The organism is Streptomyces sp. NBC_00582 (genome assembly GCF_036345155.1).
In the GTDB taxonomy this organism is placed as follows: domain Bacteria; phylum Actinomycetota; class Actinomycetes; order Streptomycetales; family Streptomycetaceae; genus Streptomyces.
The window spans coordinates 7,813,220-7,832,671 of sequence record NZ_CP107772.1 but is presented as its reverse complement, the minus strand read 5'-3'; the positions used below and the strand labels follow the sequence as shown (position 1 = coordinate 7,832,671).

Sequence of the window (19,452 nt, the reverse complement as noted above, 5' to 3'; positions counted from 1 at the left end):
TTGTCGGCCTGTTGTCCACCCATTGGACAGACATCCGGACAGACTTCCGGGCAGACATCGGGGCAGCCGGCCGGGCAGACATCAGGGCAGGGGCAGCCATCGGGGCAGGCGTCCGGGCGGACGCCTACGGCTGGCGGAGCCGCTTGGTGAACTCCGCCGCCGCCGCGCCCGGATCCTCCGCCTCGGTGATCGCCCGGACGACCACGACCCGCCGGGCGCCCGCCTCCAGCACCTCGTCGAGGTTGCCGAGGTCGATGCCGCCGATCGCGAACCACGGGCGGTCGGTGCCGAGGGCGGCGGTGTGCCGGACCAGGCCGAGGCCCGGGGCGGACCGGCCGGGCTTGGTGGGGGTGGGCCAGCAGGGGCCGGTGCAGAAGTAGTCCACGCCCTCCTGGGCCGCGGCGGCCTCCGCCTCCGCCTCGGAGTGGGTGGAGCGGCCGACGAGGACGTCGTCGCCGAGGATCGCGCGGGCCGCGGGCACCGGCAGGTCGCCCTGGCCCAGGTGGAGGACGCCGGCCCGGGCCGCGTGGGCGACATCTGCCCGGTCGTTGACCGCGAGGAGCCGGCCGTGCCGGGCGCAGGCCTCGGCGAACACCGCCAGGTGCTCCAGTTCCTCGGCGGCCTCCATGCCCTTGTCCCGCAGTTGCACGATGTCGACACCGGCCGCGAGGACCGCGTCCAGGAACTCCGGGAGGTCGCCCTGGCGGGTGCGGGCGTCCGTGCAGAGATAGAGCCGGGCGTCGGCCAGGCGTGCGCGAGCGGTGTCGGTCATCGATGTCCCCCGTGGTGTCGGTACTGGCTGCCTCAGACGGCGAGCGCCTGGGCGCGGCGCTTCACCTCCGTGCCGCGATTCTCGCTGAGGGCCTGTGCGGGGGTGCCGGGCAGGCTGTCGTCGGGCGTGAAGAGCCACTCCAGCATCTCTTCGTCCGTGAAGCCGTCGTCCCGCAGGAGCGTCAGGGTCCCGGACAGGCCCTTGACGACCTTGTCGCCGTCGATGAAGGCGGCGGGGACGTGCAGCGCGCGGTTCTCACCACGGCGTACGGCGATGAGCTGGCCCTCCTTGATCAGCTGCCGGACACGGATCACGTCGACATCGAGCATCTCGGCGATGTCGGGCACGGTCAGCCAGGCGGGGACGAGAGCATCGGTCTTTGCGTCAATCTCGGTCACGGGGTCAAGGGTAGGCGCATGTGCGGGTGGGCCGCGATGGGTGTGCGGTCGGGTGCGGCGTCGTGGGGGACGATCGCGCCCACGCGGCGGAGCCGCACGTGTCACAGCCCCGCGCCCCTGGGGGTCACCCCTCGCGTAGGTCAGGCAGTCGCGCTCTTCAAGGGGCGGCCCGGGTCCGCCAATGCCGTCGCGTCCATGCGGGTGGCTGATTCGATCAGGCGTCTGCCCTGGGCCAGGTCCCGGGGGCGGCCCACCGCCAGGAGGGCGATCAGGTGGTCGTCACGCAGCCAGCACACGCTCCAGGCCGGGCCCGTCGGGTCGCCGCGCCAGATCATGCGGTCGGCCGTGGTGTGGTGGCCGGCGTACTGGACGAAGCGGCCGAACTGTTCGGACCAGAAGTAGGGGACCGGGTCGTAGACCACCGGGGGCTCGTCCGTGGCGGCGCCGATGATGTTCGCGGCGACCGTGCGCGGGCCCTGGAGGGCGTTGTCCCAGTGGTGGACGAGGAGGCGTTCGCCGTAGCGCGCCGAGGGGAAGGACGCGCAGTCGCCGACCGCGTACACGTCCGGGAGGGAGGCGCGCAGATGGGCGTCGGCCAGGACCTCGTGGTGGGGGCCCAGCTCGATGCCGGAGCCGGTCAGCCAGGCGGTGGCGGGGCGGGCGCCGATGCCGACCACGACGGCGTCCGCGGGCAGCCGGGAGCCGTCGTCGAGGACGACCGCGCCGGGTTCGACACGGGCCACGCGCGCGTGGGTGCGCAGGTCGGTGCCGCTGTCGGCGTACCAGGAGGTCATCGGGGCGGCGACCTCGGCCGGTAGGGCACCGGCGAGGGGCCGGTCGGCGGCCTCCACGACGGTGACCGCGCAGTCGGCCTCGCGGGCGGCGGTGGCGAACTCGGCGCCGATCCAGCCGGCGCCGACGACCACGATGTCGTGCCGGCGGGCGAGGACGGGCCGCAGTCGTTCGGCGTCGTCGAGGGTGCGCAGCAGATGGACGCCGGGCACACCGTCGGCGCCCGGCAGCCGGATCGGTTCGGCGCCGGTGGCGAGGACGAGGACGTCGTAGGGGACGGGCCCGGCCTCGGTGTCCACCTCGTGGTCGGCCGGACGCAGGCCGAGGACCTCGCGGCCGAGCAGCAGGTCGATGCCCAGGCCGTCGAAGTCGACGTCGAAGGCGGAGCCCTCGGCCTTGCCGAGCAGGACGGCCTTGGAGAGCGGAGGCCGGTCGTAGGGCTGATGGGGCTCCGCGCCGATCAGGGTCAGGGTGCCGTCGAAGCCCTGTTCGCGCAGGGCCACCGCGGTCTGCACCCCGGCCATGCCCGCGCCGACGACGACCACGCGCCGCGTCGCCGGCCTGTCCTCTTGCCGTTCCCGTCTCTGCTCGCTCACCTGATCACCATAGACACCTGACGATTCGTCAGTCAGCGGTCGTGCTCCGTGACCTGCTCCACAACGCTCGTGCCGCTGCCCTCCTGCGACTCCCAGTTCCAGGTCTCCGCCAGCCGCACCCGACCGTCCTCCAGGGCGACGACCGTCGAGACGCAGTGCCCCGAGGAGGTCGTCCCGTCCTGCTTGAGCTGGACGTACCGGAAGTCGAGCCGGTCCCCCTCACGGGTACCCACGAGGTGGCCGCGTACGACGTCGCCGCCCCCGTAGTCCGCCCAGATCACCCCGTCCTGCTCGTGGTACGTGAAGCGGGTGCGGGTGCCGACCTGGCCCGGGGCCTGGTCGGCGACGGGGGCGAGGACGAGGCCGTCGAGCGAGCGGGGCATGGGGAGGGGGCTCCTAATGGGCGGGAGGCTCCCGTCAGAGGCGGGAGGCTCTCTTTACAGGGGCGCGGAGGCACGGGCTAGGGTGTGGCCAACGTAGAGCACTCGCGGGAGCCCGGACGCACCGGGCTGAGAGGGAGGCTGGCCGGCCTCCGACCGTACGAACCTGATCCGGGTCATGCCGGCGAAGGGAGGGGCTGGACGCCCATGTCGCGTACACGTACACCCGACGTCCTCGTCGTGGGGGGCGGGATCATCGGGCTGGTCACGGCGTGGCGGGCCGCGCAACGCGGGTTCGCCGTCACGGTGGTGGACCCCGAGCCGGGCGGCGGGGCCGCGCGGGTGGCGGCCGGGATGCTGGCCGCCGTCACCGAACTGCACCACGGCGAGCAGACCCTGCTGGGGCTCAACCTGGCCTCGGCCCGCCGTTATCCGGACTTCGCGGCCGAGCTGACGGAGGCCACCGGGCGGGACCTCGGCTACCGCCGGTGCGGCACGCTCGCGGTGGCGCTGGACGCCGACGACCGCGCCCATCTGCGGGAACTGCACGCGCTGCAGACGCAGTCGGGGCTGGAGTCGGAGTGGCTGACCGGGCGGGAGTGCCGGCGGCTGGAGCCGATGCTCGCGCCGGGGGTGCGGGGCGGGCTGCGGGTGGACGGTGACCACCAGATCGACCCCCGGCGGCTGGCCGACGCGCTGGTCGTGGCCTGCGAGCGGGCGGGGGTGGTGCTGCACCGGGCGTGGGCCGAGCGGCTGTCCGTCGTGGGCGGGCGGGCGGCGGGGGTCGTCACGGCTGACGGTACGGCGCTGGGGGCGGGGCAGGTGGTGCTCGCGGCGGGGAGCCTCAGCGGGCGGCTGGCGGGGGTGCCGGAGGAGGTGCTGCCGCCGGTGCGGCCGGTGAAGGGGCAGGTGCTGCGGCTGACGGTGCCGCCCGCGTACGCGCCGTTCCTCAGCCGTACCGTGCGGGCCGTCGTGCGCGGCAGCCAGGTGTATCTGGTGCCGCGGGAGAACGGCGAGCTGGTCGTGGGCGCCACCAGCGAGGAACTGGGCTGGGACACGGCGGTGACGGCGGGCGGCGTGTACGAGCTGCTGCGCGACGCGCACGAACTGGTGCCCGGGATCACGGAACTGCCGCTCACGGAGACCCGCGCGGGACTGCGGCCCGGCTCGCCCGACAACGCGCCGCTGCTCGGGCCGACCGCGCTGGACGGGCTGCTGCTGGCCACCGGGCACTACCGCAACGGGGTGCTGCTGACGCCGGTCACCGGCGACGCCCTGGCCCATGCCCTGGCCACCGGTGAACTCCCCGACGAGGCCCGCCCCTTCACCCCCCGGCGCTTCGGCGCCGCCGTCCCCACGGAGCAGCTCGTATGAACATCTCGGTGAACGGTGAGCGGCAGACGGTCGCTCCCGGTACGGCTCTCGACAGCGTCGTACGGTCCCTGACGGCGGCGCCCTCCGGGGTGGCGGCCGCGCTGAACGAGACGGTCGTCCCGCGCGGGGAGTGGTCCGCCACGGCGCTGCGCGAGGGCGACCGGGTGGAAGTCCTGACCGCCGTGCAGGGAGGGTGAGCGCCGTGGCCGACGATCCGTTCTTCCTCGGTGGTACGTCCTTCTCGTCCCGTCTGATCATGGGTACGGGGGGTGCGCCGAGCCTGGAGGTGCTGGAGCGGGCGCTGGTGGCGTCCGGGACCGAGCTGACGACGGTCGCGCTGCGGAGGGTGGACCCCGGTGTACGGGGTTCGGTGCTGTCGGTGCTCGAGCGGCTCGGCATCCGGGTCCTGCCCAACACGGCGGGGTGCTTCACGGCCGGGGAGGCGGTGCTGACGGCGCGGCTGGCGCGGGAGGCGCTCGGGACGTCGCTCATCAAGCTGGAGGTCATCGCCGACGAGCGGACGCTGCTGCCGGACCCGGTGGAGTTGCTGGAGGCGGCGGAGACCTTGGTGGACGACGGGTTCACGGTGCTGCCGTACACGAACGACGATCCCGTGCTGGCGCGGAAGCTGGAGGACGTGGGGTGTGCCGCGGTGATGCCGCTGGGGGCGCCGATCGGGTCGGGGCTCGGTATCCGCAACCCGCACAACTTTCAGCTGATCGTGGAGCGGGCGGGGGTACCGGTGATCCTGGACGCGGGGGCCGGGACGGCGTCCGATGTGGCGTTGGCGATGGAGTTGGGGTGTGCGGGGGTGATGCTGGCGTCGGCGGTGACGCGGTCGCCGGATCCTGAGCGGATGGCGTCGGCGATGCGGGCCGGTGTCGAGGCCGGCCGCTTGGCGCGGCTGGCGGGGCGTATCCCCCGGCGCTACTTCGCGGAGGCGTCGTCTCCTGCGGAGGGCCTGGCCGTGTTGGACCCCGAGCGCCCCGCGTTCTGACCGCCGCTCCCCTCCCCCTCCTCTCCCACCGCCGGCGGCCACCCGTCGCGGGCGGGCTCCCCCGGCTTCCCCGGTGGGGCGCGTCACAGGTCGGCTGCAGTCGTGCTCCGAATGGGTGGGAGGGGGTGGGGTGTCGGTCGTGGCTCGTAGACTCGCTGCGTGGACACGACCCTTCAGGACCCTCTGGTCGGGCAGGTGCTCGACGGGCGGTATCGCATCGACGCGCGGATCGCCGTGGGCGGGATGGCCACGGTCTACCGGGCCGTGGACACCCGCCTCGACCGTGTGCTCGCGCTCAAGGTGATGCACCCGGCACTCGCCGCCGACGGGTCGTTCGTCGAGCGGTTCATCCGGGAGGCGAAGTCCGTCGCGCGGCTCGCGCACCCCAATGTCGTGCAGGTCTTCGATCAGGGTGCGGACGGGTCGTACGTGTACCTGGCGATGGAGTACATCGCGGGCTGCACCCTGCGTGACGTGCTGCGCGACCGCGGGGCGCTGCAGCCGAGGGCCGCGCTCGACATCCTGGAGCCGGTGCTCGCCGCGCTCGGCGCCGCGCACCGGGCCGGGTTCGTGCACCGGGACATGAAGCCCGAGAACGTGTTGATAGGGGACGACGGGCGCGTCAAGGTCGCGGACTTCGGGCTCGTGCGGTCCGTGGACACCGTGACCAGTACCACGGGGGCCGTGCTCGGGACCGTCGCCTATCTGGCGCCCGAGCAGATCGAGACGCCCGGTGCGGCCGACCCCCGGGTCGACGTGTACGCGTGCGGCGTCGTGCTCTACGAGATGCTCACCGGTGAGAAGCCGCACGACGGCGACTCCCCCGCGATCGTGCTCTACAAGCACCTCCACGAGGACGTCCCGCCCCCCTCCGCCGAGGTCCCGGGGCTGGCGTTCGCGCTGGACGAGCTGGTCGCCTCGGCCACCGCCCGTACCCCGGCCGTCCGGCCGCACGACGCGGTCGCGCTGCTCGGCCAGGTGCGGGACGCCCGCGCCGGGCTGAGCGAGGAGCAGTTGGACGCCCTGCCGCCGCAGGCCGTGTCCGCCGCCCACGACAACGCCGAGGACCGTACGAGCGTCATCCCGCGCTCGCTGACCGTGCCCCGGCCGCTGCCGGTCAACGAGGAGGACGGGTTCGGTGGGGACGGGGGCTCCGTCCACCGGACCTCCCGGTTCCAGAGTCCCCCGCCCCTGCCGCCGCGAAGGCGCGGCGCGCGGCCCCGGCGCGGGCTGCTCGCCCTGGTCACGGCCGTGCTGCTGGTGATCGGGGTGGGCACCGGTGTCTGGTACATCAACTCCGGCCAGTTCACCAAGGTGCCGGCGGTGCTGACGCAGGCGCAGGCGAAGGCCGAGCAGCGGCTCAAGTCCGCCGGGCTCGAGGTGGGTGCGGTCAAGCACTCCTACAGCGACACCGTCAAGCGCGGCACCGTGATCAGCACGGACCCGGAGCCGGGCGCCCGCATCCGCAAGCACGACTCGGTGACGCTCACCGTCTCCGACGGCCCGCAGACGGTGAAGGTGCCGGATGTGACGGGGTCCCGGCTGGACAAGGCCAAGGGCCTGCTGACGTCGGACGGGCTGGAGCCGGGACAGGTCACCGAGGAGTTCAGCGACGACGTGATCAAGGGCTTCGTGATCAGCACCTCCCCCGACGCGGGTGCGGAGCGGCGCGCGGGCTCGGCGGTCGCGATCGTCGTCAGCAAGGGCAGCGCGATCGACGTCCCGGACGTCACCGGTGAGGACCTCGACGACGCCAGGGCCGAGTTGGAGGGGGCCGGGCTGACGGTGGAGGTCTCCGCCGAGCAGGTCACCTCCGAGTTCGACAAGGGCCAGGTCGCGGCACAGACCCCGGAGGCGGACAGCCAGGCCGCCGACGGGGACACGGTGACGCTGACGCTGTCCAAGGGCCCGGAGATGGTGGAGGTCCCGGACGTGGTCGGGGACAGCGTCGACGACGCCAAGACCGCGCTCGAACAGGCCGGTTTCCAGGTCGAGGAGGACCGCGGACTGCTCGGGCTGTTCGGCGACACGGTGAAGAAGCAGTCGGTGAAGGGCGGGAAGACCGCCCCGAAGGGGGCGACGATCACGATCACCATCCGGTGACCGGCGGCGGGGCTCCCGCTCGGGCATGACACCCTGAACGGGTGAGTCAGCCACCCCGCCCAGCGGCGCCCTTCCCCTCCCGCAACCCCGTCGGCGGCCATGTCCCCGTGGCCGGCGGACTGCACTCCGTGGGCGTGTCGTACGCCCACGACCTCAAGGCCGAGACGGTCCAGGTGTTCGTCGCCAACCCGCGCGGCTGGGCCACCCCGCCCGGCAACCCGGCCCAGGACGAGGCGTTCCGGGCGGCCTGCGCGGCGGAGTCGATCCCGGCGTACGTGCACGCGCCGTATCTGATCAACTTCGGGTCGCACACCGAGGCGACGGTGGAGCGGTCGGTGGAGTCGCTGCGGCACTCGCTGCGCCGGGGGCGGGCGATCGGGGCGCTCGGGGTGGTCGTCCACACGGGGAGCGCGACGGGCGGGCGGGAGCGGTCGGTGGCGTTGAAGCAGGTACGGGAGCATCTGCTGCCGCTGCTGGACGAACTGACCCACGACGACGACCCGTTCCTGCTGCTGGAGTCCACCGCCGGGCAGGGTTCCTCGCTCTGCTCCCGGACCTGGGACTTCGGGCCGTACTTCGAGGCGCTGGACGCCCATCCGAAGCTCGGGGTGTGTCTCGACACCTGTCATGTGTTCGCCGCGGGGCACGACCTGACCGGGCCCTCCGGGATGCACGACACCCTCGATCTGCTGGTGGACACCGTCGGCGAGGGCCGGCTGAGGCTGATCCACGCCAATGACTCCAAGGACGTGGTCGGCGCGCACAAGGACCGGCACGAGAACATCGGCTTTGGGCACATCGGCGAGGATCCGTTCCGGGCGCTGATGACCCACCCGGCGACGGAGGGCGTACCGCTGATCATCGAGACGCCCGGCGGCAAGGAGGGCCATGCGGCGGACGTGGAGCGGCTGAAGAAACTCCGGGACGCGTAGGACGCCCGGCGCGTTCAGGACGCGAGGCGTTCAGGACGTTCTGGAATACCCCTGGGGGGTATACGGTTGGTGGAGGCGAGCGACACAGGAACCGTCATCCGGCATTGGGGGCACCCATGGAGCACGAGACGCACACCGCGCACGTCCACCACACCGCGGCACCCGCCGCGACCTGGGCCATGGCCGCGCAGGCCACCCTGCACTGTCTGACCGGCTGCGCCATCGGCGAGGTGCTCGGCATGGTCGTCGGCACCGCGCTCGGCTGGGGGAATCTGTCGACGACCATCCTGGCGATCGTCCTGGCCTTCTTCTTCGGCTACTCGTTGACCCTGCGCGGGGTACTGAAGGCCGGCCTCGGCTTCCGGGCGGCACTGCGGGTGGCGCTGGCCGCGGACACGCTGTCGATCGCGGTGATGGAGCTGATCGACAACGGGGTGATCGTGCTCTGGCCCGACGCGATGGACGCGGAACTGGCCGACGCCCTGTTCTGGGCGTCACTGGCGATCTCGCTGGTCATCGCCTTCGTGGTCACCGTGCCGGTCAACAAGTGGATGATCGGCCGCGGCAAGGGTCACGCGGTGGTGCACCAGTACCACCACTGAGCCTCGGAGCCCGTCAGAGTTCGGGGCCGTCCCCGGGCTCCTCCTGGTAGGAGTAGCGCTGCTCCTTCCAGGGGTCGCCGATGTTGTGGTAGCCGCGCTCCTCCCAGAAGCCGCGGCGGTCGGCGGTCATGTACTCGACGCCGCGGACCCATTTGGGGCCCTTCCAGGCGTAGAGGTGGGGCACGACGAGACGGACCGGGAAGCCGTGCTCGGCGGTGAGGAGCTCGCCGTCCTTGTGGGTGGCGAAGATCGTGCGCTCGGAGGCGAAGTCCGCCAGGCGCAGGTTGGAGCTGAAGCCGTACTCCGCCCACACCATCACATGGGTGACGTCGGCGGCGGGCGGGGCGCTCTCCAGGACGGTACGGGCCGGGACCCCGCCCCACTCGGCGCCGAGCATGCTGAACTTCGTCACGCAGTGCAGATCGGCCACGACGGTGGTGTACGGGAGGGCGGTGAACTCCTCGTGGTTCCAGCAGCGCTTCTCGCCGTCGGCGGTGGCGCCGAAGACCCGGAACTCCCAGCGCTCGGGCCGGAACTTGGGGACCGGGCCGTAGTGCGTGACCGGCCAGCCCCGCTGCAGCCGCTGTCCCGGCGGAAGCTCGGACGGTGCCGCTTGTGCAGATTCGCGCTCCACCGGCTGACCCATGTCTCCATCCTGACAGACCCGACACAGTGCACATGACCGGCCATGTCCTGAATCGGGCAACACCGACTAAGTGTGCACTAACTTACTAAGTACGCACTTACTGGACGATCTTTCCCCCCGGTGACATCATGCGGCGGCAACCTCCCCGACTCCCCACGTGGAAGGAGCCTCTGCGATGCAGGGCGACCCCGAGGTCATCGAGTTCCTGAACGAGCAGCTCACCGGTGAGCTCACCGCGATCAACCAGTACTTCCTCCACGCCAAGATGCAGGAGAACTTCGGCTGGACGAAGCTCGCGAAGTACACGCGGCACGAGTCCTTCGACGAGATGAAGCACGCGGAGGTGCTCACCGACCGGATCCTGTTCCTGGAGGGGCTGCCGAACTACCAGCGGCTGTTCCATGTGCGGGTGGGCCAGAGCGTCAGGGAGATGTTCGAGGCCGACCGGCAGATCGAGGTGGAGGCGATCGACCGCCTCAAGCGCGGCATCAAGGTGATGCGGGAGAAGGGCGACATCACCTCGGCGAACATCTTCGAGGACATCCTCGCCGACGAGGAGCACCACATCGACTATCTCGACACCCAGCTCGAGCTGGTGGAGAAGCTCGGTGAGGCCCTCTACATCGCCCAGCTCATCGAGCAGCCCGAGAGCTAGGCCGCCTCGTCGAGCCGGTCCAGGTCCGAGCCGAGGCGTTCCAGGTCGGAGAGGACGGGGCGGCCCCGGTCGGCCGGCTCACGGCGCGGGCAGGCGCCGCGGCCGAGGATCGCCTGGATCCGGCGGACGCAGGAACCGCAGTCGGTGCCCGCCTTGCAGGCGGAGGCTATCTGGCGAGGGGTGCAGGCTCCGTTCTCCGCGTGCTGCTGGACCTGCGCTTCAGTCACTCCGAAGCAGCTGCAGACGTACACGCGGATTCACCTCCCGCCGAGATCGATAAGGCTAACCTAACCTTACCCGGCACACCCGGCGGGCAACAGTGCAAAGGGGCGCGGATCGTATGTGATCCGCGCCCCACAGCACTTACCGATGGTCACTGATCGCGGTACATCTCCGCCACGAGGAACGCCAGGTCCAGGGACTGGCTGCGGTTGAGGCGCGGGTCGCAGGCCGTCTCGTAGCGCTGGTGGAGGTCGTCGACGAAGATCTCGTCGCCGCCGCCCACGCACTCGGTGACATCGTCGCCGGTGAGCTCGACATGGATGCCGCCCGGGTGCGTGCCGAGACCCTTGTGGACCTCGAAGAAGCCCTTGACCTCGTCGAGCACGTCGTCGAAGCGACGGGTCTTGTGGCCGGAGGCCGCCTCGAAGGTGTTGCCGTGCATCGGGTCGGTCACCCACGCCACCACCGCGCCGGACGCGGTGACCTTCTCGACCAGCTCGGGCAGCTTGTCGCGGACCTTGTCGGCGCCCATGCGGACGATGAAGGTCAGCCGGCCGGGCTCACGGTCGGGGTCGAGGCGCTCGATGTACTGCAGCGCCTCCTCGGCCGTGGTCGTGGGGCCGAGCTTGATGCCGATCGGGTTGCGGATCTTCGAGGCGAACTCGATGTGCGCGTGGTCCAGCTGCCGGGTGCGCTCACCGATCCACACCATGTGCCCGGAGACGTCGTACAGCTCGCCGGTGCGGGAGTCGACCCTGGTCAGGGCCGCCTCGTAGTCCAGCAGCAGCGCCTCGTGCGAGGAGTAGAACTCGACCGTCTTGAACTCCTCCGGGTCGGTCCCGCAGGCCCGCATGAAGTTCAGCGCGTTGTCGATCTCGCGTGCCAGCTGCTCGTAGCGCTGGCCCGAGGGGGACGACTTCACGAAGTCCTGGTTCCAGGCGTGCACCTGGCGCAGGTCGGCGTAGCCGCCGGTGGTGAAGGCGCGCACCAGGTTCAGCGTCGAGGCCGAGGCGTGGTACATGCGCTTCAGCCGCTCGGGGTCCGGGATCCGGGCGGCCTCGTTGAAGTCGAAGCCGTTGACCGAGTCACCGCGGTACGTCGGCAGGGTCACGCCGTCGCGGGTCTCGGTGCCCTTGGAGCGCGGCTTGGAGTACTGGCCGGCGATGCGGCCCACCTTCACCACGGGCACGGACGCGGCGTACGTCAGCACGGCGCCCATCTGGAGCAGGGTCTTCAGCTTGTTGCGGATGTGGTCGGCCGACACCGCGTCGAAGGCCTCGGCGCAGTCGCCGCCCTGGAGGAGGAACGCCTCTCCCTTGGCGACGGCCGCCATCCGGGCGCGCAGCTGGTCGCACTCGCCCGCGAAGACGAGCGGCGGATACGACTCCAGCTCCGCAACGACTGCGCGCAGAGCCTCGGGGTCGGGGTACTCGGGCTGCTGCGCCGCGGGCAGGTCTCGCCAGGTGTTGCCAGCACTCGCGCTGGTCTTAGCGTTCACGGTCACGCCCTCAACATTACGGGGTCGTGTCGAGTCCTTTTCGCCCGGCTCGACAGGTGAGACGCACCCACGCTCAGGTGCGCGTGGGGTAGGGTGCGTCGCATGTTCGCGCTTTCGACCCAGAACTGGTGGTGGACCGCTCATCCGGCGGCCCACTGACTGCGCGTACGCAAGACTTCGCGAAGGCCGCCCGAGGGGCGGCCTTCGGTGTTTCCGGGTCCGTTCCTCGCCTACCTTGCAGAGGAACCATGGACCTGACACAGCTGTCCCACGACGACCGCCCCTTCGCCCTGCTCCGCCGCCGCACCCCCGGCCACGACGAGCGGACCGTGGAGCTGCTGCTCGGCCCGGTCGCCGCGTACGACCGGCTCGCCGACCTCCCCGACGACGGCCTCGCCCTCGTGCCCTTCCGCCAGATCCGCGAGCGCGGCTTCGACGTCCGCGACGACGGCACCCCGCTCGTCTTCCTCACCCCCGAGGAGCGGTACGAGCTTCCGCTCGCCGAGGTGCTCGCCCAGCTCCCCGGGCACGAGGTGCGCGTCAAGGGCGAGGGCTTCGACGTCACCGACGAGGAGTACGCCGAGACCGTCGGGCGGGTGCTGCGGGAGGAGATCGGGCGGGGCGAGGGCGCCAACTTCGTGATCCGGCGGACGTACGAGGGGGAGATCCCGGGCTTCTCGCGCGCGGACGCCCTCGCCCTGTTCCGGCGGCTCCTCGAAGGGGAGCGGGGCGCGTACTGGACGTTCCTCGTGCACACCGGGGACCGCACGCTGGTCGGCGCGAGCCCGGAGGTGCACGTACGGATGTCCGGCGGGACGGTCGTCATGAACCCGATCAGCGGGACGTACCGCTATCCGGCCGACGGTCCGACGCCGGAGCATCTGCTCGGCTTCCTCGCCGACGGCAAGGAGATCGAGGAGCTGTCGATGGTGGTCGACGAGGAGCTCAAGATGATGTGCACCGTCGGCGACATGGGCGGGGTGGTCGTGGGGCCCCGGCTGAAGGAGATGGCGCATCTCGCGCACACCGAGTACGAGCTGCGCGGGAAGTCCTCGCTGGATGTGCGGGAGGTGCTGAAGGAGACGCTGTTCGCGGCGACGGTGACCGGCTCCCCGGTGCAGAACGCCTGCCGGGTCATCGAGCGGCACGAGGCGGGTGGGCGCGGCTACTACGCGGGGGCGCTGGCGCTGCTCGGCCGGGACTCCGGGGGCGCCCAGACCCTCGACTCCCCCATCCTCATCCGGACCGCCGACATCGACGCGGCCGGACGGCTGCGGGTACCGGTCGGCGCCACCCTCGTACGGGGGTCGGACCCGGCGGGCGAGGTCGCGGAGACGCACACGAAGGCGGCGGGGGTGCTGGCGGCCCTCGGCGTACGGCCCGGCAGGCCCCGCGAGGAGCGGGCGCGGCCCCGGCTGGCCGACGACCCCCGGGTGCGGGCCGCGCTGGACGGGCGGCGTGCGTCACTGGCGCCGTTCTGGCTGCGGATGCAGGAGCCGACCCGGGACCTCACCGGTCATGCCCTGGTCGTCGACGGGGAGGACACGTTCACGGCGATGCTCGCGCACATGCTGCGCTCCGCCGGACTGGAGGTGTCCGTACGGCGCTACGACGAGCCCGGGCTGCTGGAGACGGTCCGCGCGCACGAGGGGCCGGTGGTGCTGGGCCCGGGCCCCGGTGACCCGGCCGATCTGGGCGACCCGAAGATGCGCTTCCTCAGGGACCTGGCCGCGCGGGTGCTGCGGGAGCACCGGCACGGGGTGCTCGGCGTCTGCCTCGGGCACGAGCTGATCGCGGCGGAGCTGGGGCTGGACATCGTCCGCAAGGAGGTGCCGTACCAGGGGGCGCAGACGGTGGTGGACCTGTTCGGGCGGGAGGAGACCGTCGGGTTCTACAACAGCTTCGTGGCGCGGTCCGACGACGGGGCCGCACAGGAGCTGGCCGCGCACGGCGTCGAGGTGAGCCGGGCCCCGAACGCGGAGGTGCACGCCGTACGGGGGCCCGGGTTCGCGGGGGTGCAGTTCCACCCGGAGTCGGTGCTGACGGTGAACGGGGCGGTGATCGTGCGGGAGTTGATGGGATCGCTGCGGCCGGTCGGCTAGCCGAAGAACACGCCCACCTCCGCGTACAGCGCCGGATCGACGGTCTTCAGCCGGGCCGTCGCCTCCGCGAGCGGTACGCGGACGATGTCCGTGCCGCGCAGGGCGACCATCGTGCCGAAGCCGCCCTCGTGGACGGCGTCGACGGCGTGCAGCCCGAAGCGGGTGGCGAGCCAGCGGTCGAAGGCGCTGGGGGTGCCGCCGCGCTGGACGTGCCCGAGGACGGTGGTGCGGGCCTCCTTGCCGGTGCGCCGCTCGATCTCCTTCGCGAGCCACTCGCCGACGCCGGAGAGCCGGACGTGTCCGAAGGAGTCCAGCGAGCCGTCCTTGAGGACCAGGTCGCCGTCCTTGGGCAGGGCCCCCTCGGCGACGACCACGATCGGCGCGTACGAGGCCCGGAAACGGGAGGTCACCCAGGCGCACACCTGCTCGACGTCGAAGGGCTGCTCGGGGATGAGGATGACGTTCGCGCCGCCGGCGAGGCCCGAGTGCAGGGCGATCCAGCCCGCGTGGCGGCCCATCACCTCGACCACGAGCACCCGCATATGGGACTCGGCGGTGGTGTGCAGCCGGTCGATCGCCTCGGTGGCGATGCCCACGGCGGTGTCGAAGCCGAAGGTGTAGTCGGTGGCCGAGAGGTCGTTGTCGATGGTCTTGGGGACGCCGACGCAGGGGACGCCGTACTCGCCGGAGAGCTTGGCGGCGACGCCGAGGGTGTCCTCGCCGCCGATGGTGATCAGGGCCCCGATCCCCATCCGGGCGAGGGTGTCCTTGATCCGCCGGATGCCGTCCTCCTCCTTCAGCGGATTGGTGCGGGAGGAGCCGAGGACGGTGCCGCCCCGGGGCAGGATGCCGCGCACGGCCGGGATGCCGAGACGGACCGACCTCCCCTCCAGAGGCCCGCGCCAGCCGTCCCGGAAGCCGACGAACTCGTGCCCGTACTCCTGGACCCCTTTACGGACGACGGCCCGGATGACGGCGTTCAGCCCGGGGCAGTCACCGCCTCCGGTCAGTACTCCGACGCGCATGGAACGGTTCCCTTCGCCGCAAGCCGGTGGCTGCCTGACGAAGAGTCAGTGTCCTGCGGGGCTCACTCGTCGTCGAGACCCCGCTCGATCGCGTACCGGACGAGCTCCACCCGGTTGTGCAGCTGGAGCTTGCCGAGGGTGTTCTGGACGTGGTTCTGGACCGTGCGGTGGGAGATGACGAGGCGCTCGGCGATCTGCTTGTAGCTCAGCCCCTTGGCGACCAGCCGCAGCACCTCGGTCTCCCGGTCGGTCAGCCGCGGCGCGTCCGGCTCGTCGGGACCCGAGGCCGGCCCGGGGTCGGAGGCCAGCCGGCGGTACTCGCCGAGGACCAGTCCGGCGAGTCCGGGCGTGAACACCGGGTCGCCGACGGCGGTGCGGCGCACCGCGTCCAGCAGTTCCTCCGTGGACGCCGACTTCAGCAGATAGCCGGTCGCCCCGGACTTCACCGCCTCCAGGACGTCGGCGTGCTCACCGCTCGCCGAGAGCACCAGGACCCGCAGCGCCGGGTTCGCGGCGACGACCTCCTTGCACACCTGCACACCGGGCTTGGCCGGCAGGTTCAGATCGAGGACGAGCACATCCGGTACGGCGGCCCGGGCGCGGCGCACCGCCTGCTCGCCGTCGCCCGCGGTCGCGACCACGTCGAAGCCGGACTCGGCCAGATCGCGGGCGACCGCGTCGCGCCACATCGGATGGTCGTCGACCACCATGACCTTGATGCTCATCGCCTGCTGTCCTTCCCCGCCACGGCCTTCGGCACGGTCAACTCCACTTCGGTGCCCTGTCCGGGCGTCGAGATCAGCTCGGCGCGCCCGCCGAGATCGCGCAGCCGGCCCCGGATCGACTGGGCGACCCCGAGCCGCCCCTCGCCCTCGGCCTGCGCGAGCCGCCCCTCGGGGATGCCGGGCCCGTCGTCCCGGACGGTGACGATCACCTCGTCGGGCTCGTCCTCGACGAGGATCCAGGCGCGGGCCTCCTCGCCCGCGTGCCGGCGTACGTTGTCGAGGGCGGCGCCCACCGCGGCGGCCAGCTCCCGGGCGGCGGCCGGCTCCAGCGGCACCGGCGCCCCCGGCTCGGCGAGGCTGACCCGGGCGGCGGCGTACGGCGCGAGCAGGGCGCGCAGATCGACCGGGCCGTCGCTCTCCTCGGGCCCCTCGGGATCCTCGACCAGGCGGACGACGGCCCCCTCGGCCAGGTCCTCCGACACCCGGGAGACCGGGACGAGCCCGCCGGAGACCAGGGTGCGCAGCGCGACCTCCTGCTCGCCGGCCATCCGACCGAGCTCGGCCGCCTCGCCGCCGATGACCGCGCCGCGCCGCTGCACCATGGCCAGCACCTGGAGCACGCTGTCGTGGATGTCCCGGGCGAGCCGCTCCCGTTCCCGGGTCGCGGCCTCGATCTCCAGGGCGCGGGCCAGGGTGCGCTCGGAGGCGCGGGCGACCTCGACGACGTAGCCGATGGCGATCGAGGCGACCCAGACGAGGATCACGTTGTGGACGGTGTCGCGGGCCGGGTGACCGCGCTCGATCAGGTTGGCGACGGCGACCGGTGTGGAGGCGAACGCGGCCCAGCGCCAGCCGCCCTTGATGGCGAAGGCGAGGACCGAGCCGGCCGTCCAGATCGACGGCAGGGTGGGCCCGCCGTCCTGGATGTGCTGGTCGCTGACGACGAACGGGGTCAGCACGATGCCGGTGAGCGCGACCGCGATATCGACGGTGAGGAAGCGCTTGGTGCAGGCCGCCGCGTTCTGCACCCGGGGCAGGGTCGCGAGCGTCCACACGAACAGGACGGCGAAGTAGGCGACGGCGACACCGGGACGGTCGTAGTCGTCGTAGGCGGTGGCGAACAGGCCGACCGCGTACAGCATCGTCAGGACCCGGTAGCCGGAGAGCGCGCGCCACAGCGGCAGCTCGACCGACATCCTCATGACTCTCTCGCGCCTGGCCATCCGTCCAGTCCCCCCGCCCCCGGAGCGTCCCCTGCCGCACGTGTTCCGCTACTGCTCTTGTTCCTTCTTGGCCTGGTCCTTCTCGGCCTGCGCGAGCGCCGCCCTCGCGGCCTTCTCCGCTTCCCTGTCGGCCTTGGCCGCCTCCGCGATCTGCCGCTTGGCGGCGGTCGCGTAGATGTCGACGTACTCCTGGCCGGAGAGCTTCATGATCTCGTACATGACCTCGTCCGTCAGCGCCCGCAGCACGAAACGGTCGTGGTCCATGCCCTGGTAGCGGCTGAAGTCCAGGGGCTCGCCGATCCGGATGCCGGGCCGCATCACCTTGGGCATCACCTTGCCCGGCGGCTGGATCTTCTCCGTGTCGATCATCGCGACGGGGATGACGGGCGCGCCGGTGGCGAGCGCCACGCGCGCGAGGCCGCCCGGCTTGCCGCGGTAGAGGCGGCCGTCGGGCGAGCGGGTGCCCTCGGGGTAGATCCCGAACAGCTCACCGCGCTCCAGCACGTCTATGCCGCTCTTGATCGCGGCCTCCCCCGCACCACGCGCACCGGAGCGGTCCACCGGGAGCTGACCGACGCCCTTGAAGAAGGCCGCCGTGAGCCTGCCCTTGAGGCCGGGCGTGGTGAAGTACTCGGCCTTCGCGATGAACGTGACCTTGCGGTCCAGGACCGCGGGCAGGAAGAACGAGTCCGAGAAGGACAGATGGTTGCTCGCCAGGATCGCGGGGCCCTCGGCGGGAATGTTCTCGAGGCCTTCCACCCAGGGCCTGAAGGTGACCTTCAGCGGCCCCCCGATAGCGACCTTCATCGCGCCGTACAACAACCCAGTGCCTCCTGTATGTGTTCTCAGACCTTAACCCGGAGCGGCGGCAAAGGCTCCGACGGCCCTGGTCGGTGTCAGTGGGGTCGCGTACCGTGAACCTCACGTCCCTCTCGTGAAGAACAGACGAAGACAGGAGACCGAAGGTGCCGGTCCTTCCTGGAGCCGAGCCGTACCGCCATGAGGGCGGGGAGGTCGGGGTCCTCCTCTGCCACGGCTTCACCGGTTCCCCGCAGTCGCTGCGCCCCTGGGCCCGGTATCTGGCCGGTCAGGGCTTCACCGTCTCCGTCCCCCTGCTGCCGGGGCACGGCACGCGCTGGGAGGACATGGTCCTCACCGACGGCCCCGACTGGTACGCGGAGGTGGACCGCGAGCTGCGCGCCCTGCGCGAGCGGTGCTCCCGGGTGTTCGTGGCGGGGCTGTCCATGGGCGGCGCCCTGGCGCTGCGGCTGGCCGCGAAGCACGGCGCGGGCGTCGAGGGCGTGATCGTGGTCAATCCGGCGAACAAGGTGCACGGGCTGTCGGCGTACGCCCTGCCGGTGGCCCACCACTTCGTGCGGTCGGCGAAGGGCATCGCCAGCGACATCGCGAAGGAGGGGATCGTCGAGACGGGGTACGAACGGGTGCCGCTGCGGTCGGCGCACGCCCTGCGGGTGCTGCTGCGGCAGATCGACGGGGAGCTTCCGCAGGTCACACAGCCGCTGCTGCTGCTGCGCAGCGTCCAGGACCATGTCGTGCCGGCGGCCGACTCGGCCCGGGTGCTGAGCCGGGTGTCGTCCACGGACGTGACCGAGATCCTCCTGGAACAGAGCTACCACGTGGCAACGTTGGACCACGATGCGGACCGGATCTTCGAGGAGAGCTACGCGTTCATCGCCCGGATCGCGCCCAGTGTCGGCAAGGAAGGGACGGCCGTAGGTGGCTGAGCACGACTCCGACCGCGAGGACCGGGAGAACCGGGAGGAGCGGGAGGGCCTGGACGGCCTGGAGGCCCGTCGGGGCCGGGAGCCGGAGGAGCAGAACGTGCCCTTCGACGAGGAGGCCGCGTGGGCGGCGATCGTCGCGGGGTACGGGGAGGAGCCGCCGGACCCGCCGGGGGCCAAGCCGTTCAAGTCCATCGAGGACCTGGCGCTGCTGGAGTCCCGGACCAACGAGACGAACGACGCGAACGAGACGAGTGAGACGGGCGAGGGCGAACCTCGTGGCTCGGGGGACGATCAGGAGCCGAAACCGGCCAAGCCGCTCGGCAGCTCCATCGCGTTCGCGCCCGGTGTCGGCCCGCGTGACCACGCCGCGCCGGAGCCCGACGAGGAGGACTTCGACGAGGACGACGAGGGGCACTTCGTGCCGCCGGAGCCCCCTCCGCTGCCGGCCGCCGACGCCACGGCGAAGTTCGCCTGGCTCGGGGTGATCGGCGGGCCGCTGCTGCTGTTGCTGGCGGTGCTGCTGGGCTGGGAGATGACGTGGTGGCTGACGACGGTCTGCGTCGGCGGCTTCCTCGGCGGTTTCGCCACGCTGGTGGTGCGGATGCGGCCGGACGACGAGGACGACCAGGATCCCGGCCGGGGGGCGGTCGTCTAGGGCCTGTCGC

22 protein-coding genes and 1 riboswitch are annotated in these 19,452 nt (G+C 71.9%); of the genes, 11 read left to right on the top strand and 11 right to left on the bottom strand.

The features are described from left to right. Nucleotides 1-124: 124 nt before the first annotated feature. From thiE to OG852_RS35400, 4 genes are all read right to left on the bottom strand, one after another. The gene (gene thiE, locus OG852_RS35415; protein ID WP_133910061.1) at nucleotides 125-772 is read right to left on the bottom strand and encodes a thiamine phosphate synthase; all 648 of its coding nucleotides are present in this window, start codon (nucleotides 770-772) and stop codon (nucleotides 125-127) included. 32 nt (nucleotides 773-804) lie between these two features. Then, nucleotides 805-1,170 (bottom strand): Rv2175c family DNA-binding protein, encoded by a 366-nt coding sequence (locus OG852_RS35410; protein ID WP_133910060.1) that lies wholly within the window; start codon nucleotides 1,168-1,170, stop codon nucleotides 805-807. 140 nt (nucleotides 1,171-1,310) lie between these two features. Next, nucleotides 1,311-2,558, bottom strand: a complete 1,248-nt coding sequence (locus tag OG852_RS35405) for an NAD(P)/FAD-dependent oxidoreductase (RefSeq protein ID WP_443064595.1) — start codon at nucleotides 2,556-2,558, stop codon at nucleotides 1,311-1,313. Nucleotides 2,559-2,590: 32 nt separating this feature from the next. Next, nucleotides 2,591-2,941, bottom strand: a complete 351-nt coding sequence (locus OG852_RS35400; RefSeq protein WP_133910058.1) for a hypothetical protein — start codon at nucleotides 2,939-2,941, stop codon at nucleotides 2,591-2,593. Nucleotides 2,942-3,035: 94 nt separating this feature from the next. After that, nucleotides 3,036-3,148, top strand: a riboswitch (TPP riboswitch). Here OG852_RS35400 and thiO point away from each other — a divergent pair. The 6 genes from thiO (at nucleotide 3,146) to OG852_RS35370 (ending at nucleotide 8,946) form a co-directional block, all read left to right on the top strand. Further along, nucleotides 3,146-4,312 (top strand): glycine oxidase ThiO, encoded by a 1,167-nt coding sequence (gene thiO / locus OG852_RS35395; protein WP_330350063.1) that lies wholly within the window; start codon nucleotides 3,146-3,148, stop codon nucleotides 4,310-4,312. It overlaps the preceding riboswitch by 3 nt. Next, nucleotides 4,309-4,509 (top strand): sulfur carrier protein ThiS, encoded by a 201-nt coding sequence (gene thiS / locus OG852_RS35390; RefSeq protein ID WP_330350062.1) that lies wholly within the window; start codon nucleotides 4,309-4,311, stop codon nucleotides 4,507-4,509. The genes thiO and thiS overlap by 4 nt, the downstream gene beginning before the upstream one ends. Nucleotides 4,510-4,514: 5 nt before the next feature. Beyond that, nucleotides 4,515-5,309: a thiazole synthase gene (locus OG852_RS35385; RefSeq protein WP_330350061.1), complete on the top strand. Its 795-nt coding sequence runs from the start codon at nucleotides 4,515-4,517 to the stop codon at nucleotides 5,307-5,309. A 159-nt stretch (nucleotides 5,310-5,468) separates the two neighbouring features. Next, nucleotides 5,469-7,412, top strand: a complete 1,944-nt coding sequence (pknB, locus tag OG852_RS35380) for a Stk1 family PASTA domain-containing Ser/Thr kinase (protein WP_330350060.1) — start codon at nucleotides 5,469-5,471, stop codon at nucleotides 7,410-7,412. Nucleotides 7,413-7,453: 41 nt separating this feature from the next. After that, nucleotides 7,454-8,344, top strand: a complete 891-nt coding sequence (locus tag OG852_RS35375) for a deoxyribonuclease IV (protein WP_330350059.1) — start codon at nucleotides 7,454-7,456, stop codon at nucleotides 8,342-8,344. Between the two features lie 116 nt (nucleotides 8,345-8,460). Then, nucleotides 8,461-8,946 carry a DUF4396 domain-containing protein gene (locus OG852_RS35370; RefSeq protein ID WP_133910052.1) on the top strand — a complete coding sequence of 162 codons (486 nt, stop codon included), beginning with the start codon at nucleotides 8,461-8,463 and terminating at the stop codon, nucleotides 8,944-8,946. A 13-nt stretch (nucleotides 8,947-8,959) separates the two neighbouring features. Here OG852_RS35370 and OG852_RS35365 read toward each other — a convergent pair whose 3' ends face one another. Next, entirely contained in the window at nucleotides 8,960-9,592 is a 633-nt protein-coding gene (locus tag OG852_RS35365; protein ID WP_330350058.1) for a sulfite oxidase-like oxidoreductase, read from the bottom strand. Nucleotides 9,593-9,767: 175 nt separating this feature from the next. Here OG852_RS35365 and bfr point away from each other — a divergent pair, with 175 nt between their 5' ends. Next, nucleotides 9,768-10,247 (top strand): bacterioferritin, encoded by a 480-nt coding sequence (bfr, locus tag OG852_RS35360; RefSeq protein WP_133910050.1) that lies wholly within the window; start codon nucleotides 9,768-9,770, stop codon nucleotides 10,245-10,247. Here bfr and OG852_RS35355 read toward each other — a convergent pair. Then, nucleotides 10,244-10,498, bottom strand: a complete 255-nt coding sequence (locus tag OG852_RS35355; protein ID WP_166663393.1) for a (2Fe-2S)-binding protein — start codon at nucleotides 10,496-10,498, stop codon at nucleotides 10,244-10,246. The genes bfr and OG852_RS35355 overlap by 4 nt on opposite strands. Before the next feature lie 122 nt (nucleotides 10,499-10,620). Continuing rightward, on the bottom strand, nucleotides 10,621-11,973 hold the full coding sequence (locus tag OG852_RS35350) for a class II 3-deoxy-7-phosphoheptulonate synthase (RefSeq protein WP_133910048.1): 1,353 nt from the start codon (nucleotides 11,971-11,973) through the stop codon (nucleotides 10,621-10,623). Between the two features lie 96 nt (nucleotides 11,974-12,069). Between OG852_RS35350 and OG852_RS51055 the strand changes: the two genes are divergently transcribed. Both OG852_RS51055 and OG852_RS35345 read left to right on the top strand, forming a co-directional pair. Further along, nucleotides 12,070-12,126: a trp operon leader peptide gene (locus tag OG852_RS51055; RefSeq protein ID WP_078912442.1), complete on the top strand. Its 57-nt coding sequence runs from the start codon at nucleotides 12,070-12,072 to the stop codon at nucleotides 12,124-12,126. An 89-nt stretch (nucleotides 12,127-12,215) separates the two neighbouring features. Beyond that, complete coding sequence (locus OG852_RS35345; protein ID WP_330350057.1) at nucleotides 12,216-14,069, top strand: anthranilate synthase family protein; 1,854 nt, start codon at nucleotides 12,216-12,218, stop codon at nucleotides 14,067-14,069. Here OG852_RS35345 and OG852_RS35340 read toward each other — a convergent pair. From OG852_RS35340 to OG852_RS35325, 4 genes are all read right to left on the bottom strand, one after another. Next, the gene (locus OG852_RS35340; protein ID WP_330350056.1) at nucleotides 14,066-15,094 is read right to left on the bottom strand and encodes a 6-phosphofructokinase; all 1,029 of its coding nucleotides are present in this window, start codon (nucleotides 15,092-15,094) and stop codon (nucleotides 14,066-14,068) included. The genes OG852_RS35345 and OG852_RS35340 overlap by 4 nt on opposite strands. Nucleotides 15,095-15,156: 62 nt before the next feature. After that, nucleotides 15,157-15,819, bottom strand: a complete 663-nt coding sequence (locus OG852_RS35335; protein ID WP_133910045.1) for a response regulator — start codon at nucleotides 15,817-15,819, stop codon at nucleotides 15,157-15,159. Beyond that, nucleotides 15,816-17,042: a MacS family sensor histidine kinase gene (gene macS / locus OG852_RS35330; RefSeq protein ID WP_330350055.1), complete on the bottom strand. Its 1,227-nt coding sequence runs from the start codon at nucleotides 17,040-17,042 to the stop codon at nucleotides 15,816-15,818. Before macS ends, OG852_RS35335 begins: the two co-directional genes overlap by 4 nt. A gap of 48 nt (nucleotides 17,043-17,090) precedes the next feature. Beyond that, a complete protein-coding gene (locus tag OG852_RS35325) occupies nucleotides 17,091-17,849 on the bottom strand; it encodes a lysophospholipid acyltransferase family protein (RefSeq protein ID WP_330350054.1) in 759 nt (252 codons plus the stop codon). 158 nt (nucleotides 17,850-18,007) lie between these two features. Between OG852_RS35325 and OG852_RS35320 the strand changes: the two genes are divergently transcribed. Both OG852_RS35320 and OG852_RS35315 read left to right on the top strand, forming a co-directional pair. Next, complete coding sequence (locus tag OG852_RS35320) at nucleotides 18,008-18,787, top strand: alpha/beta hydrolase (RefSeq protein ID WP_133910042.1); 780 nt, start codon at nucleotides 18,008-18,010, stop codon at nucleotides 18,785-18,787. After that, nucleotides 18,780-19,442, top strand: coding sequence for a hypothetical protein (locus tag OG852_RS35315; protein WP_133910041.1), 663 nt, complete (start codon nucleotides 18,780-18,782; stop codon nucleotides 19,440-19,442). The genes OG852_RS35320 and OG852_RS35315 overlap by 8 nt, the downstream gene beginning before the upstream one ends. Nucleotides 19,443-19,452: the final 10 nt, after the last annotated feature.